Genomic DNA, 16,439 nt, shown 5'->3' on the forward strand with positions numbered 1-16,439 from the left:
GCGTCATCCGCCCCGCGTGAGCGTTCCCGTCTTGTCGAATGCGACCGCATCGATACGTGCCGCGGTCTCGACGTGTTCGCCGCCTTTGAAGAGGCGCCCTGCCTGCCGCCAGAGGCGATTGCTGAGGAGGACCGCCGCGAGCGTCGAGATGATGACCGCACACGGCGAGGCGGCGACCATGAGCGTCATCGCCCGGTAGAACGTCCCGGTGAACTCGCTCCCGAGGGCGAGCGGAACTGCGATGGCCGCGACCGTGAGCGCGAACACGCCGAGGACGTACGGCTGTTCGAGACGGTCGATGAGGCGTTGCGTCGGCGCTTTCTCGCTCTGGGCCTCTTCGACCATGTGGATGAGGCGGGTGATCGCCGACTCGTGGGCCCGCCGCGTGACCTCGATTTCGAGGCTCCCGCTCTCGTTTATCGTGCCGCCGAACACCTCGTCGCCGGGTTCCTTCGGCACGGGGACGGACTCGCCGGTCAGGGAGGCCTGGTCGACCGTCCCCTCGCCGGACGTGACGACGCCGTCGAGCGGGATTCTGTCGCCGGGGCGGACGACGAACACGTCGCCGACGGCGACGTCGTCGATGGAGACGGTGACTTCCTCGCCGTCGCGCAGGATCTGCGCTTCGTCCGGGCGCATCTCGACGAGGGACTCGATGGCCCGTCGCGAGCGACCGATGGCGTAGTGCTGGAGCGTGTTCGACAGCGAGAACAGGAACAGGAGCATCGCGCCCTCGAACGGGGCCCCGATGGAGAGCGCGCCGAGTGCGGCGACGATCATCAGCAGGTCGATGTCGACCGCGCGGTGGCGGAGCGTCTCGATAGCCCCCTTGAGGCCGTACCACCCGCCGAACACGTACGCGACGCCGTAGCCGGCCCACCCGAGGAGTTGCGGTCCGTCGAGCCACCCCGTCGCCAAGCCGGTCACCATGCCCACCAGCGTCAGGCCGACGAACGTCCCCTCCCGTCTGAGTTCCGAGCGGGACGTCACCTCGTCGGCGGCCGCGTCGGACGCTCCCCGAATCGAGACACCACGGTCGCGGACGGCTTCTCGAAGCAGTTCCTCGGAGGTGGCGCTCCCGTCGTAGGTGACCCGGACGCTCCCCGTTCGGAAGGAGACGTCGACGTCGTGGACGCCCGGTGTGTCGCGGAGGTGCCGTTCGAGTGCTCGCGCCCCCGATTCGCCACGACCGCCCCGCCGTTCGATCTGGAGGGAACACGTCGAGAGCGGGGGTGATTCAGTAACAGTCACGTACTCTCTCCGTACGGTGTGCGCTGATTTTGCATTGTCGGTGTTCACTGCGCCCACGTCCGACCGCGGGCGAGCGGATTCTCGACACGACGAGACTCCCTCCGGTCCGGACGGCTCAGCTGACGATAGTCACCGGAATCCGCGCTCGGCGGGTGACCCTCTCGGCGACGCTCCCGAGGAGCGCACGTCGATTCCCGAACGGCCGTGGCTGCCCATGACAATCTGGTCGACGTCGTGGTCGTCGGCGTGTTCGAGAATCTCCCGTGCCGGCTTTCCGACTTCCGTGACGGTGTCGAGTTCGATACCCCGTTCCGCCGCGAGGTCCGTGGCTCGCTGGTGGATTCTGGTCGCCTCGGCTTCCGCGTTCTCGTACCAGTCGTCGGCGACCGGGAGGCCGCCGGCCTCCACGTCGATAACCGAGTCGATCGGATTGATGACGTAAATCGAAGTGAGGTGTGCGTCCGGAAAGGTCTCGATGGCGTACGTGAGCGCTCGCTCCGAAAGCGGACTGCCGTCGACGGCGACGAGAACGTTGTCGGGCATGTGAACACGGTTCGATGCGAACCGAGATGAACGTACTGTCTACGGCTAGCGTGCCGGCGAGTCGGGGTCGGCCCTCGAGTAGGGGCCGTTCACACCAAGTCGGAGAGCCGGACCTTGGCGCGACTCGCGAGGTCGGACGGACCGTAGTGGACCAGCAGGGCGACTGCGACGACCGCCACGAGCAACGCGTACGTGCCGTATCCAGAGACCGTCTTCAGCCCGGCGACGCCAGCCAGGAAGTACCCGCCAGCGGGGTTGATACTGGCGTGATACAGCCACGGGATGAGGAGACTCCCAGTAGCGTTGTAGAGCCAGGCGAGTACGACCGCGGTGGCGAGGACCCCGATTGCGTAGGGAAGCATCGGGACGCCGGCCTGCGAGCTACCGGGGACGAAGAACAGCGGAACGTGCCAGACGAACCAGACGAGTCCGACGAGTACGCTCGACGCGAACGCCGAGAGTCCCTCTTGGAGCGCCGGCTGAGCGAACCCGCGCCAGCCCAGTTCCTCGTTCCCGCCGCCGACGAGGAACGTCAGCACGAGGCCGAGGGGGAACATCCAGAGCGCGGCGAGTTCGTCGAACGCGTAGGAGGCGTCGGTGAAGGTTACGTAGGCGATACTAGATCCGACGATGAGGAGCGGCGGCAGGACGACCGCGAGCGCGTACCATCGAAGCGGGATGCGGTAGCGGAGGTTCGACCGGAGCCACGTGCGGATGCTCGAACCCGTGAGCCGGAGCGTGAGCAGTGCACCGACGAGCGGTCCGAACCCCCCGAGCAGGATGAGCGGTGTCGTCATCGACGCGGGGACGAGGTCGAACACGAGCAGCGTCCACAGTCCCCAGGAGTACGCGAGCGTGCTCACCACGAAGAGACCGAAGGTCCGCCGGTGGCCGAGTCTCCGCACCTCGTTGTCCGTCTCTTCGGTACCGATACCATCGGTTCCAAAGCCCGTCTCGGAGTTCATACCGGAGATATATCTCCACGAGACGACATTATCGCGTCGCTCGTTCTCCGCTGGTAAGAACGACGGCGGCGTCCCACCCGGCACTCGGTCGAACGCTGACTCGGGAGCGAACCCGCTGTGAGCGCACCCGGGGAGGTGGGTGGACGATTCCCCGTGACCGACGGCCACGGGAGCGTCTTCACGTTCAGCCACCGCCGGACGCGTATCCAGCCGATACCCCCTCCCCGAACTGCGCGACCAGAGTGATCAGTTCTCCCCTCGGAGATAGGCGACGCCTGGTATCTCGCGGTGTGAGAGCGAGCGGTGACCGAAGTACGCGACGACGAGGACGACGACGAGTGACTGCACTGCTAACTGGGTCACCGTGACCGTCGCAACGGCGCTCTCGACGACGACACCGTCGCTGACGATCTCCTCCGGGGCCAGAGGCAACAGTACGTCGGCGGTGTTCGCCATCGCGTGGAGAACCATCACGATCAGCACACTCCCGGTGTTGTTGTAGGCCCACGCCAGGATGACCGAGAGAAGAAATATCCCCACGAACCAGCCGATCTGATTGACGACGGTGAATCCCGAATGAGGGGTGATCGGGATGAAGAAGTACGGGAGGTGCCAGAACGCCCAGACGACGCCGATGATCAGGCTCGCCGTGGTTGCACTGTATCGGTCGTTCAGATACGGTTGAGCGAAACCCCGCCATCCGGGTTCCTCGTTCAAACCTCCACTAACCGTGAGACCGAAGATGAACACCACAGCGACCAGGGCAGGTGACACAGAGAGTTGAGTCGGGTCGACTGGGCCACCGATAGCCACGAGAATTCCAGTCGTCACGACGATGATGGCAACAGGGATTCCGAAGGCAGCGATCCACCAGACCCAGCCGACTTGCCATCGGCCGATTTGCCGGGCCCAGGCACGAACACTCTCCCCCTGTAACCAGGTTACGACAGCGGCGCTAACGGGCGGGCCGAAACTGCCGATATAGATGAGAATCCAAGGAGTCCAACTCTCCTCCATGAAATATGCCGGAGCCGAGATGAGCCACGTGAAGGCGTACGCACCGATGACGAACGCTGCTACCGGATGCGAACTGACCCAAGGGATTCGGCTCTCAGCCATGGGAGAGAAAATCAGAAACTAACCACATAAATTCGTTGGATTTGGAGGTTGTCTAGTGCTTTTCTCTTCGCTATTGTCCGTAATGAGCGGCACTGAGCTAGTCATCCACCTCCAAGCAAATCGAGGACACATTGGTGCAAGCCGACCTCCGGTCACCATTTTTCCCTTCTGAGCGTAGCTCACTTCGCTCCGAGAGGTCAATAGAACTCGTCTAGCACGATTCGCTGGAGTGCGCCACAGATTCCTGCTTGGTCGATCGTCGAAACGTTGCCGATCACCGCGATGGTGTACGTCGGCTGGTCGTGGTGCATAGCGATAGCGGAGTAGCCCGGGATCGTCCCGGTGTGGCCGTACAGGTCCTCGCCGTCGATCCGCAGGTGCCTGATACCGAGTCCGTACTCGACCTGAGTAGTGACGTCCTCGTCGGGGGCGTCGACGAACGTTCGCATCTGCGAGAGAACGTCCTCGTCGAGAACCCGACCATCGAACACCGACCTGACGAAACTCGCGACGTCCGGTGCAGTCGAGAGGATTCCTCCGGCGGCGTACGCACTCGTCTCGAGGGTCGTCCGAAACGCCGTCAGTTCCCGCCGACCGAGGTTGAAGACTGACTCATCGTACGCGTTGGCGATCGGTGCGTCGTCTGGATAATCTAGGTAGTACGTCCGGTCGTATCCGAGCTCCGCACGCACGAAGTCGCCGAGGAGAGCCCCGTACGAGGACCCGGTCAACTGCTCTAACAGTATGCCGAGCAGGACGTAGTTCGAGTTCGAGTAACGGTGGCGAGACCCGGGATCGAAATCCAGTGACTTCCCTCTGATGATGTCGACGAGCTCTATTGGTCGCCACCGCTTCGCCGGGCGGGCGACGTTTCGGGTCGTGAACCAGGGGTCCCCAGTGTAGTTCGGCACTCCGCTCGTGTGGTTCAGGAGCATCCGCACGGTCACGTCGCCGGCGTATTCGAGATCTAACCACTCGTCGACGGTGTCCGACAGCGAGATGGCACCCCGCTGAACCTGACGCATGACCAGTGTGGCCGTGAAGAACTTCGTGACGCTGCCGATGTAGAGGTGGTGGTCGTGCGTGAGCAGGTCATCGTCGCCGTGATCGGCGTTGCCGGCGACGCCACGCCAGATGGTCCCATCGTCGACGATCACAGCCGCCTGTAACCCGGTATCCGCTCGTCGCTCGCTCGCGCGTTGGACCGCGGCCGACAGCATATCGGCTGGCACCGTCTCCGAACTCGGTCCGGAGACACGGCCGCCGGTTGCCGACGACCGCGAAATCAGGTCAGTTCGGTCCCGGATTTTCCCGAGAGAGTCGATCCGTCGTATCCACCCGCCGATACCGAGTACGCCGACCAGACCCAGCCCACCGGCCGTCTGGAGAACCCGACGACGCGTACTGCCGCTGTCGGCCTCTCCCGGTGTCTCGTCGGCCCCTTCGCCGTCGTCTGCCTCGGCCCCGGACTCATCTGAGGGATGTGACACAGACACTCACCCGCTTGGAAGTGCGCACGATACGTGGTCTGTATTCAGCGAGCGGTAAAATACGATTCCACATCACAGACGCAGTCGAGAACGAATCTGGTTCGCGACGGAGCGCTCGTTGGGGGGTGAGTTCAGAGAGAAGTGGGGTCGGAGGGATTTTGAACCACGGTCGCTCACTCCGTTCGCTCCCTGCTTCAAATCCTCTTCTGCTGTTCGACACCTCGCTACTTGCGACGAGCACACGCTCCGCGGTGCTCGTCGGTCGTAGTCTCGGAGTAGAAGTGGGGTCGGAGGGAATACAGTAACCCATAATCCCCTCTCTCACTAACGCTATCTCTGTTCATTCGAGGTCCTCCGGATGAAGATGTTTCGCGATATCGATCTGTCCTGTTTCGTCAGGCTGGCGACTCAGTTCGTCGTCGAAGTCGGGATCATCGTAGTATCGTCGAATCACAGAGGGCGTCGTTCCGGCTCGTCGAGCGACTGTCTTAACGTCAAATCCTAGATTCAACTGCCAAGTAATCGAGCACTTCGGATAGCGTGCGGGGGGCGGGTTGAGGGACATTTGCTTGCATGGTTACGTGGAACCCACTCACAGTTCGGTCGTCGTTTCCCGTGTGGGCATTCTTCCGCCATACAACGCTCCGTTGCCTCGTACATCCATCCACGAATCGTCGACCTTACTGGTCGACCTTGGCGCGACGAGAATAGGGGTTCGCGACCAGATTCGTCACGTTTGTCTATCCTCTCACGAGCGATGTAGAGATATAGGATCTCACGGGGCTCTTCCGACAAGTCAGCGTTCCGTTCGTGTTTTGAGCCCCTCTTTAGACGAGTTCCCGTGTCCGGTCGGTTACGGAATTTCAAAATCCCATCTTCGTAGTCGTCGAGGTCCAAGGCACGAATACCAGAAGAACGGCTACCGATGTGCCAAAGTACCTCAAACAAGGCGTGCCGTCGGGTCCCACGAAATGCAGCACTCTGTCGGTAGAAGGTCAATAGATCTTGAGCGTCTGTTGGCGGCAGCTGCTGGTCGGATCTCTCCACCTCATCTGTCGTCCGAATCGTGTCGATAGCCAAGTGTAAACCGAGGTCTAATACTCCCTGGGCTTCGAGGTATTTCAGCCACGTTCGCGCAGATTTCTGGCGACCTGCGACTGTCATACGAGCGTAGTCTTGGTCCAAGAGGTAGTCAGTAAACCCCCCGATCACCCAGCGCGATAACTCGTCTACAGTCTGTATACCCTCTTCAGCGGCGTACTCTTCGAAGTCGGCTAGATCCCGACGATACGTTCGTTCTGTTTCCCCTTTCCAGCTTGGCCGCCTACGGTGGATGTATAGTTCCACCGCTTCTGCGATAGTCAGGTTGTTTGGGTTTCGATTAGTCATCGCGCCTTTTGTCCATGGAGACGATCGGGGATCGACTATTGACGCAATAATCCTTATTCTCGCCCTGAGCTGTTTTCCGGTTGTTAGCAATTTTCGCTTTCGAGACTGCTGACTTGCAGAGATACGCGAATTCTCTAATTGGCGGTCGAGGACTACGGTACTCCTGACGATGGCTGTGAGATGGGCAACCGTTTTTGCCCTGCTTATCTGGTTCTAACATGGGTCGTTCGAAATCCTTCCGACGGATGCGACCGACCCCGGCGTGGTGTGACACGTCGGGTTTTCTATCCCGAATAGGGTCGGGTACAACTCATTCGATGAGCTCCCAGCGTAAATAATGCATAGTCATTAACTTGATATCCATAGTTTGTGGAGGTATATTACACGCTACTGACTTTCATTATCTCTGAAACCGGTGCAACTATGAATGACACCTCCGAAAGTAGCATAAGATGCGAAGACCGGCAGATTGGATGCGTAGTGCAGACGATCGCATTCTTGAGGTCATGCGCGATCGAGGAAACATGACTCCACGAGCGGTTTCCAGAGAAGGAGAGGTTCCCCGAGTGGACATCACTCGCGATTATGCCGGGAATCGCCTTCGGATATTAACCAAATACGGGATGACGCGCCGTTTAGATCGCGGATTGTATGCAATCACCGAAACTGGGATCGCATATTTAGATGAAGAACTTGACGCCGACCAGCTAACTACTAATGAAGACGTCGAAGAATAGGAACGCCATTGCTATTGGCTAAGATGGAATGTACTGTTTTAATTAATAGCGTCAGACATCCAGTGGCAGCATATCTCATTGAGACGAACCCCACCTCCTTTATTCCTTGGATTGAATACGATAGGAATCGTAAGTAATCTGGTAATGGCACTCACGAGAGACGTGGAACTCCGGATCCACGGACACCTACACGAGATAGGTAGAGTGAATGATGAAGAGATAGGCAGCAAACAGGGGTTTCCCTCGTCTATAGCCGGGTATGAACGGACGCTCAGAAGTGTCGCAGAATGTGCAACTGAAGACGAAGTTGACGAGACCGCCGACTATATCGAATCTACCATCAGCGAGAGTGGTGAGAGACCTCCAAACAATATAGTGCGTCGCACTGCTCGTTCAGTTGTATCTAAAGCAGGATATCCAGCCAACGAATTCCTTAACGCTGCGTAATAAGAATTCGATTTAATGCTCGGCGTTGGCAGTCACAGATGCTATCTACCTTCTTGGTAGAAAACCCATGCATATACCGAATCACAATGAGAAGTATTTATATCAGCCGTGAGGAATATAGACTTGGATCGGTCAATGTAGGAGACCCACATCGCAGTCTGTCTGAGGTTCGTCTAACTCCGTGGTAGCTTCAATAACTAGCATTCTCCGACAGAAAGTCGGCCCCGAGAAACTAAGATGCCAATGGGCTAGACTACGATGTGGTTTCAACTGGCGACAATGACTCTGGGATCGTTCTCGCCGACCTCGAACTAACGCGCAGTCTAACGATTCAGATGGCGGCGCTCAGCACGCTCGGCTTTGTCGTTGCTATCAGTCTACTGGGCGGGTTCTATCACGCAGCAACGGGCAGTCCGGCGACGCTACAGTTCGCTCCCAACGTAAGCTGGTGGACGAGCGCGCTGGACGTCCTCGTCCTCTTCGTGTTGGCGACAGTGTTCATCGTCCCCCACGAACTGTTGCACGGACTCGCCATCAGATACTACGGTGGCGAGGCGAGGTACGGCGTCGGCGTCGCGCACTTCATCCTCCCGTACGCGTACGCTACCACCGACCACGAGTTCTCTCGCAACCAGTTCGTCGTCGTCCTGTTGACGCCGCTCGTCGTGATGACTGCCGTCGGCGTTCCACTGATGCTCGTCTTCGAATGGGGATGGCTCATCGTGCCGTTAGCTGCGAACGCCGCAGGGGCGATCGCCGACCTCTGGATGACGATGACGCTGCTCGCGTTCCCCGCGACCGTTCGCCTCGAAGACCACCCCGACGGCGTCCGGATTATTGGACAGGAGCGCAACCGCCGCCCCGCGCTATCAGTAACGGCGGTCGTCTGGGATGCACTCGCAGGTGCGGCTGTCGCAGCCGTTGGCGTGTTTCTCGTGCTAGCAATCGGGGGCCCACTCGCTCTCGACGTTCTCGGTGTCGACTCCCTGACGGTCGGCACGCCGGACACGTTCTCCTTCCTGTTCGCGTTTTCGTCTTCGCCGACGGAGATTTCAATGAGCGTCGGTCCCGGCGTGGTCGGTATCGGTGCGGTCATCGGACTGGTGTACGCGTTCGTCCGGAGCTATCGGCGTACTCGTGCTACAAGTTCGGAGGTGGCGTGAACGCCGTTCTACCTGAACGAGGGATGACCGTTCGATACGGATGTGCAACTTCGTAGTCAGTTCAGTACCAACGACGAAAATAAACCACGGATCCTCCGTAGTCAGCACATTACTTCGGATAACATCCATGTCGTCTTCGTCACCCTCTGAATCTAATACGACACGCGACACGACGCAGTAAACACTATAATTCAATCGATAGCTGTGACACAAGCAACGTCAGAATTACCAATTAGTGTATACACACTTACATTCGATGCTCCGACGTGTCAAGGCTATCCTCTGGAATGAACAGGTGCACCGACCACGCCTTCTCTGGCGTCTCCTCGCACTGATCGCCGTAGTTGCGTTGCTGGGTACCTTCGCCTCGGTAGCCGTTGGGTTCGTCTCGGGCGGGCCGATCGAGTCGTTACTCGTACTGTTCTCACCGGGGCAACCGATAGAACAGGCGATCATTGCGGCCCGAAATCTCCTGTTCGTCTCGACACAGTTGTTGGTGATGGTCGGCAGCGTCTATCTGGCCGGGCGATTCGTTGACCGGAGGCAGTTTCGAGACTTTGGGTTCCGATTCGACAGCGCGTGGTGGATAGATCTCGGATTCGGACTCGCGTTGGGAGCCGTGCTGATGACGGGAATATTCATCGTCGAACTGGTGGCGGGATGGGTGACGGTGCGAGAACTGTTCTACATCGCCCGCCCCGACTTCGCGTTCTGGCCCTGGTTCGTGTGGGGATTCCTCACGTTCGTTAGCGTCGGCATCTACGAGGAACTCCTGTTCAGAGGCTACCTCATCACGAACCTCTCCGAGGGATTCACGTGGTTCCGACGCGTCGAGACTGCGAGTGCAATCGGTCTCGCAACGTTCGTTACCGCAGTCTTCTTCGGTGTCGCTCACGCGGGTAATCCGAATTCGACTATCGCCAGCGCGCTCGGAATCGTCCTCGCGGCATTCATGCTCGCGGCTGGCTACGTCCTGACTGGCGAGTTGGCCATCCCGATCGGTATTCACATCACGTGGAACTTCTTTCAGGGGGTCGTCTACGGATTTCCGGTCAGCGGCACGACGAACGGCGTCTCGCTGATCGCCATCGACCAGTCGGGGCCTGCCGTGATCACCGGCGGTTTGTTCGGCCCCGAGGCGGGAGTCATCGGCGTCGTTGCCACGCTGATGGGTATCGGTTCGATAGTTGCCTGGGTGAAATGGCGTGGTCACGACATTCGGTTCGACAGGTCGATCATCGTTCCCGAACTGCGTCAATCGCGATCGGAATCGGCCGAAGAACCGTAGTGAGTGTACTTAACCGTCGCATGAATCACCGTGGTCGTGAACTTCCGTTCATCCTGTCGCCATCGACCGCTGTAACGGATCTGCGTGCCAGTAGATACTAGCAAGATAGCAGACTAACTCCAAAATCTGTTTTTCCGTGAGAGACCACCGTTATCAGGCCGAATCTGACTTGATTTGATGGAAAACGCCGCTCCGGTGGCTCTTCGCCGCAGAATCGATCGCTGCGATAAGCCCATTTTCGAAATCATAAAGCTTCACTCCACGAAGCGATTCTGTTCTCGAAACTCGGGAATCTTCGGGCGTCTAGAAGGCTCTTGAGTACGTTTCTTCCGACATGAGACCGATGAACGAGTGGTTCAAACCCGAGAAACTCACCAAGTACTACTTCGCCGTTGAGGCGATACTACTGTCTGCAATTCTCGTCGTTGTTGGCGTCTTGGCCGTCACCGGCATTCTCTTCGAGATGGAGTCGTGGGTCCTACTCGCTGGTGGCGTACCGCTGGCCGTCGCGTTCGCGTTCCTTACCTGGTGGATACCTGCGTTCTACCGAAGCGCAGACTACAGGCTCACGGACGACGAACTTGAGTACCGTCGCGGTGTCTTCTTCCAGCAGAAGACGACCGTCCCCTACAACCGCATCACGAACGTCAATGCCGCTCAGGGTCCGCTTCAGCGCTTCGTCGGCGCTGGGTCAGTCGGCATCCACACCGCTGGCTTTGGGGGTCAGACGGGCGCCGAACTCACAATCGATGGCGTCGAAGACTACGAAGATATCAAAGACCAAATTCTCGCCAAGGTCCGGCGGCGGGAACCGCAAGCGACCGAGAGCGAGGATGCCCTCGAGAGACAGGCCTCTGGTACCAACGTGGAGTCAGACTCGCAAGCCCTCCTCGCCGAACTCCGTACCATTCGGCAACTTCTCGAACAAGGCCGATCCGCCTGACTTCCTCAATCTGCGCTTTCGCTCTCTTCACGGTGCTTACGACCCGTCATTATGACCGTACCGCTCATGAGGTGACTGAAGAGACCACCGACGCCTGACCCGACGAGGAAGCCGTGGAGTAGAGATCCATCGACCATCCAGCCCACGAGTGTTCCGAGCAATCCACCGACGAGAAGACTGACTAACAGCGTGAACGCTCCCAGGCGGAGTTCCCAGTTTTCGGCCTGAAGATTCGATTCGGCGAAGCGGCCCGCGAACCCTCCGACAACGAGGCCCCCGCTCACGTCGAGTCCGACCACGATTCCAAGCTGAGAATCGACACCTGAGACGGTCGCGGCTGTCGCCCCAACGCCGGCACCGAGTGCGATTCCACTCCCGGTCGCGTACTGTTGGATTGGGGACACTATCGTCGAAAGACGACTCGAATGAAAATAAAGTGGCCGGTTCACCTGCTACCTTACCGTAGTATCAGTGTGAAGCGAACTCGGCTCTGTTGCCGTATTCACTCCCTGTAGTCCGCACAGCGTCTCGTAACCGGTGCACCGCTTGTATCGACAGATACCTTCAATTACGAGCAATTGGATGAACTCACGGCCGATTCAATCGGAAGTAGCTGACCGACTTACTCTGTACCTCCAATGGTTTGCGGCCGAAAGTCTGTCGTTCGTTCTGTCTTCGCCCACAGCCGGTACAGGACGACGGTGACGATGATCAACGGGTAGACTAGAAGCCCGAGTTCTGTCACCGGTGCTCCAGTCTCGCCGACTACGAAGATGGGATTGAGATCCAGCGTCCCGTGGAGGAGCCCGACGAACACGATATTCCGCGTGAGCTCGTAGAGCGTTCCGAGGATGACCGTGTAGATTGTCAGCGCTAACAGAGCCGGAATCATCTCCGGGCCCACGATTCCCCTGACGGCGATCATCTGCGGGAGATGCCAGAGCGCGAAGAACACGGCGGCGAGCACAATCCCGGCCGCCGTACGGACGCGGTCGGTCCCCCCACCGGTCAGGGCGACGAGTTTGTTCTGGAAGTAGCCGCGGAACGCGAACTCCTCGGCGATGCCGACGAATATCCATAGCGTGATCGCCATTCCGGCGACTTGGGTAGGAGAGGCGCCGACCGGAAGTCCGTTCGTCGGGCTCGCAGGCAGTCCCAACGTCGCCTGCTCATCGCGGAACGCCAACAGCGCGTACGAAAGCACGTTGATGACGAACCAGATTACGACGACCGAGACGGTGCCGGAGACGAGCCGATTCCGATCGAGTCCGACATCCCCCGCCGAGAGGCCCTCCCAGCGAAGCACTCCCCATGCGAACACTGCGATACTCGTGATTGCTGTTGCCGTGAAGAGCCTGTTCCAGAACGGCGTGCGTGGGAGCAGTTGGTCGGCCACGACGAACAGTACGGGCACGGCAAACGTGGAGACGAGGAAGAACACGAGGACAGGCTTGAGTGAGGAGGTGAATGAAAGGCCTGTGGCCGAAGAAGCTCCTGTCCGGTCACTGCTCTGCCTCTGCGTCCGAGATTCGTCGAAGGTGGTCATGTCTAGAGATAGTGTCGATTCGATACTAAGTCGGGACTCTGGGTCTCGATTTGTGAGAATTCAGTACGAAGATCAGGCAGCGGTTCCTAACGGCAGCGTCTTCTCAGGAGCCGGTAACCGAATCCAATAGTTATTATCCGCGATGACGGATTTCCCGTCATGACTCGTAGCTCTCCTTCAGATAGTCTCGGACAGAAGCGAGGAGACTCTGACGAGTTAGCTATCGAAACGAGAGGATTGACCAAGCGGTTCGGCGGTCATGTCGCAGTTGACCATCTCGACCTCGCGATTCCGAGGGGCCGCCTCTACGGGTTCCTCGGTCCGAACGGGGCGGGAAAGACCACGACGATGCGGATGTTGACGACCTTGATGCCGCCAACGGAAGGAGCGGCAACGATCATGGGGACGCCGCTCACCGATCGTGAAGTCGTCACACGCCATCTCGGATATCTCCCCGAGGAGCCACCGCTCTACGAGGAACTCACCGGGAGAGAACAACTCTCGTACGTCGCCTTTCTCCACGACATTCCAGACAATACCGCAAGCGACCGCATCGAGGAGCTCCTGACTCGTCTCGATCTGACCGCCGATGCCGACCGATCCATCTCTACGTACTCCAAAGGCATGCGACAGAAAATCGGCCTGATCCAGGCGTTGCTCCACGAGCCAGCCGTGCTCTTCCTCGACGAACCGACGAGCGGACTCGATCCCCGGGCGGCGCGGACGGTGCTGGATGTCCTCCATGACCTCGTCGACGAGGACACGACGGTGTTCCTCTCGACGCACATCCTCTCGGTCGTGGACGAACTCGCGGACACCATCGGTGTCCTCCACGAAGGACGGCTGGTGGCTGAGGGCTCGCCGGCCGACCTCAAGCGACGCGCCGAGACAGGCGAAGAACGGACCCTCGAACAGGCGTTCCTCGAGGTGACGGCTGACCACCGAGCGGAGGAGGGGGAAGAATCGGTCGAGGCCCCGTGATGAGTGCGCTAAGCAAGGACGTTCGACACGGACTCGGAATCGCACGTGTCGAACTCCGGCGCTCGGTCCGGAAGTCGTTCGGCACCCGCAAGCGCCAGCTGACGGTTCTCGGCTTCGTCGCGCTCTTCAGTCCGCTGCTGTTCTTCTGGGGTCAGATCGCGTACACCGCGGGTCGAGAGGCCGCCAGAGAGGGAACTGTCCCGCTCGACGTCCTCGGCGTCCAGCTATCGTTGCTCGTCCTCGTGTTCGTCGTCATGGGTGCCCTTCGCGTCGTCCAGCAGGGACGGCCCGAGGGAGACAGCCTCTTACTGACGGCCACGACTCCGCGAGCGGTCCTCGTTGGGCTCACGGTCCACTCGGCTATCCAGCTCGTCGGGTTCGTCTTGTTTCCGACGCTCCTGTTCGCAGGGGGCTTCGCACTCGGTGCGGAGATGCCTTCGATTCTCCTGACGACCGTAGTCGCGGTGATTCCCCTGTTCACGGCCGTGACGGTGAGTGGAACTGTCGTGGGGCAACTGGTCGTACTCGGGTTACTCGAAAGCGGGGTACTCAGGAAGGCGAGCCGCGTTTTCGGAGTCGTGCTCTTGCTGGTGTTGATGGCGTTGAGCTACGCCGCGATGGCACCAGTGATGGGCGCAGGCGAGTCGCTCGCCCCACTCGCAGTCGTTGCGTTACCTGCGATCGAGTACCTCGCCTTCGTGTTCGTCGGGACACCGCTCGGCCCGCCACTCGACGTGGGTTCCGTCGTCGTCGGAGCGTCTGTCGTCGCGAGTATCCCGGCGCTATTCGTCGTGGCTACCCGGCTCGCGCCACGACTCTGGTTCGCCGACGCAACGCCGACGGGCCTGATACAGCGCGACGCACTACCTACTGGTGTCGTATCGAGACCCTCCGACGACGACTCGACGAAACACCACGGGCAGGCGTTCCCACCGCGAACCAGGCCACGACCGTTGTCGATCGCGCTCGGACTCTGGATCCGCTGGCTGCGGATACCCGTTCGCTTCTCCGTGCTGTTTCCGCTCGTGATCGTCCTCGCCACGGCGCTGTTCGGGGCCGTCAACGATCCAGAACAGGTGCCGCTCGTGGTGGGAGGAGTACTCGTATTCGCTGGCGTCTACGTCTCCGGGGCGGCCTTCGGACTGAACCCGCTGGGAGAGGCGGGCGAGATGCGGACCGTGGAGTTCCTCTCGTCGACCACGTCGCGCACGCTCGTACTCGGGCACCTCCTCGCAGGTCTCATCGTCGGAACGCCGATTGCCGTGGTCGGGACGGTCATTCTGTCGGTCGCCGCGGACCTCTCTGTGCCCGTCGCGCTCGCCGTCGGACTGCTGGCCGTGGTGCTGACGGTCACGAGCGGTTGCGTGGCGGTCGCTATCGGCTCGGTTCTCCCATCGCGGGACGCCCAGCGAACCTACCGGGGCTACGAGGTGGCGACGCCCAGCCAGTGGGCCCTCGTCGTGTACATGGTCACGGCCGTGTTTCTCTCCGTTATCGCAGGAATCGGGGCGTTTCTGGTTCTCCTTTCTACGGATCCTGGAACGAGCGCTCCGCTCTTCGTCGTCGCATCGGGCGTCGCTGTTCTCGTTCTATTGGCCGTCGGGTATGCCGGTTTCCGTACCGCTGTCACTCGGTTCGGAGCGCCTCCCTACGAGAGGGGGGAAGACCAGTCCGAAGATTCTCGACGGGGAACGCCGAACGCCGAGGATACGGACGAATCGGCGCTGGGGCGGGCGGGGACACCCACTTTCACTCCAACTCAAGAGGTCAGAGGCCTCGTCCTCCTCGGAGCGTTCGTCGTCCTCCGGGCTGTCGCAGCTCGTGCGTGGGCTCGGTACTTCCCCGGCGGTTACAGTACCGACCCGGTCTTCCTGGGCTTCCTGGGCGGAATCTTCCTCGTTCTCTCCGTCGGTCTCGTCTATCTCGGCTTCACCCGTTGGGTGGGCGTCGACCTCCGAGCGTGGTGGTTCGACCGCCGGCAACTCGGGGGCGACCTCGGGTGGGGAGTCGTCGGTATCGTCCTCGTACTCGTCGCCACCGTCGGCGGCGTGCTCGCCCTCACTTTGGTCTTTCCGGGACTTACACCCGTCGAAGAGGCAGGAGCCGCTCCGTCGCCGACCGTCACGGGGGAAGCGGTGGCCGGATTCGGTGTGAATCTGCTTCTGGGCTGGTTCTTCGGGTTCGCGATTGCCGCCTTCCAGGAGGAGACGCTGTTCCGAGGGTTCCTTCAAGGCCTCCTCCAAGATCGGTACGGACGCAGCGTCGCGATTGTCGGTCAGGCGACGATCTTCACACTCGCACACCTCGGGTACTACCCCGTTTCGGCGTGGCCACTGCTCCTCGTGGTGTTCCTCGTCGGCCTCGTCACCGGGTGGCTCGTCGACCGGCGTGGGACGCTCCTCCCCGCCGGCATCGCTCACGGATTCGTCGGCTGACGAGGTACTTCCTGTTCACATCGACCTTCCGTCCGCGTCGCTTCGAGACGTAGCCGAGTCGCTCTCGAAGGGTCAAGCGGCCAATCGTCCGGAAGAACTCCAGAACTGCGGCCATACGTATGGCTGGCGGAGTGGATGCGAC

At 60.2% G+C, this 16,439-nt stretch carries 13 protein-coding genes and 1 pseudogene; 6 read left to right on the plus strand and 8 right to left on the minus strand.

The window, feature by feature from the left end; all coding sequences use genetic code 11:
- Nucleotides 1-3 precede the first annotated feature (3 nt).
- The 6 genes and pseudogenes from GJ632_RS25140 to GJ632_RS25755 form a co-directional block, all read right to left on the minus strand.
- Nucleotides 4-1,299, minus strand: a complete 1,296-nt coding sequence (locus GJ632_RS25140) for a heavy metal translocating P-type ATPase (protein WP_343161000.1) — start codon at nucleotides 1,297-1,299, stop codon at nucleotides 4-6.
- 67 nt (nucleotides 1,300-1,366) lie between these two features.
- Nucleotides 1,367-1,794: pseudogene (locus GJ632_RS03390) on the minus strand (universal stress protein).
- Between the two features lie 89 nt (nucleotides 1,795-1,883).
- Complete coding sequence (locus tag GJ632_RS03395) at nucleotides 1,884-2,759, minus strand: CPBP family intramembrane glutamic endopeptidase (protein ID WP_191452085.1); 876 nt, start codon at nucleotides 2,757-2,759, stop codon at nucleotides 1,884-1,886.
- Nucleotides 2,760-3,005: 246 nt separating this feature from the next.
- Entirely contained in the window at nucleotides 3,006-3,878 is an 873-nt protein-coding gene (locus tag GJ632_RS03400) for a CPBP family intramembrane glutamic endopeptidase (RefSeq protein ID WP_197427852.1), read from the minus strand.
- 197 nt (nucleotides 3,879-4,075) lie between these two features.
- Complete coding sequence (locus GJ632_RS03405) at nucleotides 4,076-5,098, minus strand: serine hydrolase (protein WP_191452086.1); 1,023 nt, start codon at nucleotides 5,096-5,098, stop codon at nucleotides 4,076-4,078.
- 777 nt (nucleotides 5,099-5,875) lie between these two features.
- Entirely contained in the window at nucleotides 5,876-6,757 is an 882-nt protein-coding gene (locus GJ632_RS25755; RefSeq protein WP_394351779.1) for a tyrosine-type recombinase/integrase, read from the minus strand.
- 881 nt (nucleotides 6,758-7,638) lie between these two features.
- Here GJ632_RS25755 and GJ632_RS03415 point away from each other — a divergent pair.
- From GJ632_RS03415 to GJ632_RS03430, 4 genes are all read left to right on the plus strand, one after another.
- Entirely contained in the window at nucleotides 7,639-7,941 is a 303-nt protein-coding gene (locus GJ632_RS03415) for a hypothetical protein (protein ID WP_191452087.1), read from the plus strand.
- Nucleotides 7,942-8,276: 335 nt separating this feature from the next.
- The gene (locus GJ632_RS03420; RefSeq protein WP_191452088.1) at nucleotides 8,277-9,104 is read left to right on the plus strand and encodes a DUF3267 domain-containing protein; all 828 of its coding nucleotides are present in this window, start codon (nucleotides 8,277-8,279) and stop codon (nucleotides 9,102-9,104) included.
- Between the two features lie 256 nt (nucleotides 9,105-9,360).
- On the plus strand, nucleotides 9,361-10,392 hold the full coding sequence (locus GJ632_RS03425; protein ID WP_191452089.1) for a CPBP family intramembrane glutamic endopeptidase: 1,032 nt from the start codon (nucleotides 9,361-9,363) through the stop codon (nucleotides 10,390-10,392).
- Nucleotides 10,393-10,735: 343 nt separating this feature from the next.
- Entirely contained in the window at nucleotides 10,736-11,335 is a 600-nt protein-coding gene (locus GJ632_RS03430) for a PH domain-containing protein (protein WP_197427857.1), read from the plus strand.
- 5 nt (nucleotides 11,336-11,340) lie between these two features.
- Here GJ632_RS03430 and GJ632_RS03435 read toward each other — a convergent pair whose 3' ends face one another.
- Both GJ632_RS03435 and GJ632_RS03440 read right to left on the minus strand, forming a co-directional pair.
- Entirely contained in the window at nucleotides 11,341-11,739 is a 399-nt protein-coding gene (locus GJ632_RS03435; RefSeq protein WP_191452091.1) for a hypothetical protein, read from the minus strand.
- A 218-nt stretch (nucleotides 11,740-11,957) separates the two neighbouring features.
- A complete protein-coding gene (locus tag GJ632_RS03440; RefSeq protein ID WP_191452092.1) occupies nucleotides 11,958-12,881 on the minus strand; it encodes a CPBP family intramembrane glutamic endopeptidase in 924 nt (307 codons plus the stop codon).
- Between the two features lie 159 nt (nucleotides 12,882-13,040).
- On the opposite strand from GJ632_RS03440, the gene GJ632_RS03445 reads away from it, so the two are divergent.
- Together GJ632_RS03445 and GJ632_RS03450 are read left to right on the plus strand one after the other, a co-directional pair.
- The gene (locus GJ632_RS03445; protein ID WP_191452093.1) at nucleotides 13,041-13,862 is read left to right on the plus strand and encodes an ABC transporter ATP-binding protein; all 822 of its coding nucleotides are present in this window, start codon (nucleotides 13,041-13,043) and stop codon (nucleotides 13,860-13,862) included.
- Nucleotides 13,862-16,297, plus strand: a complete 2,436-nt coding sequence (locus GJ632_RS03450) for a CPBP family intramembrane glutamic endopeptidase (RefSeq protein WP_191452094.1) — start codon at nucleotides 13,862-13,864, stop codon at nucleotides 16,295-16,297. The genes GJ632_RS03445 and GJ632_RS03450 overlap by 1 nt, the downstream gene beginning before the upstream one ends.
- The last annotated feature ends 142 nt before the right edge of the window (nucleotides 16,298-16,439 follow it).

This window comes from Halogeometricum sp. CBA1124, assembly GCF_009741955.1.
GTDB classification, from domain to species: domain Archaea; phylum Halobacteriota; class Halobacteria; order Halobacteriales; family Haloferacaceae; genus Halogeometricum; species Halogeometricum rufum.

Bases quoted from the DNA above. Each gene is read 5' to 3' on its own strand.
- GJ632_RS03395 (WP_191452085.1), bottom strand. From the start codon at position 2,759: ATGAACTCCGAGACGGGCTTTGGAACCGATGGTATCGGTACCGAAGAG.
- GJ632_RS03440 (WP_191452092.1), bottom strand. From the start codon at position 12,881: ATGACCACCTTCGACGAATCTCGGACGCAGAGGCAGAGCAGTGACCGG.
- GJ632_RS25755 (WP_394351779.1), bottom strand. From the start codon at position 6,757: ATGACTAATCGAAACCCAAACAACCTGACTATCGCAGAAGCGGTGGAA.
- GJ632_RS03405 (WP_191452086.1), bottom strand. From the start codon at position 5,098: ATGCTGTCGGCCGCGGTCCAACGCGCGAGCGAGCGACGAGCGGATACC.
- GJ632_RS03445 (WP_191452093.1), top strand. From the start codon at position 13,041: ATGACTCGTAGCTCTCCTTCAGATAGTCTCGGACAGAAGCGAGGAGAC.
- GJ632_RS03450 (WP_191452094.1), top strand. From the start codon at position 13,862: ATGAGTGCGCTAAGCAAGGACGTTCGACACGGACTCGGAATCGCACGT.
- GJ632_RS03420 (WP_191452088.1), top strand. From the start codon at position 8,277: ATGGCGGCGCTCAGCACGCTCGGCTTTGTCGTTGCTATCAGTCTACTG.
- GJ632_RS03400 (WP_197427852.1), bottom strand. From the start codon at position 3,878: ATGGCTGAGAGCCGAATCCCTTGGGTCAGTTCGCATCCGGTAGCAGCG.
- GJ632_RS03430 (WP_197427857.1), top strand. From the start codon at position 10,736: ATGAACGAGTGGTTCAAACCCGAGAAACTCACCAAGTACTACTTCGCC.
- GJ632_RS03425 (WP_191452089.1), top strand. From the start codon at position 9,361: ATGCTCCGACGTGTCAAGGCTATCCTCTGGAATGAACAGGTGCACCGA.
- GJ632_RS03415 (WP_191452087.1), top strand. From the start codon at position 7,639: ATGGCACTCACGAGAGACGTGGAACTCCGGATCCACGGACACCTACAC.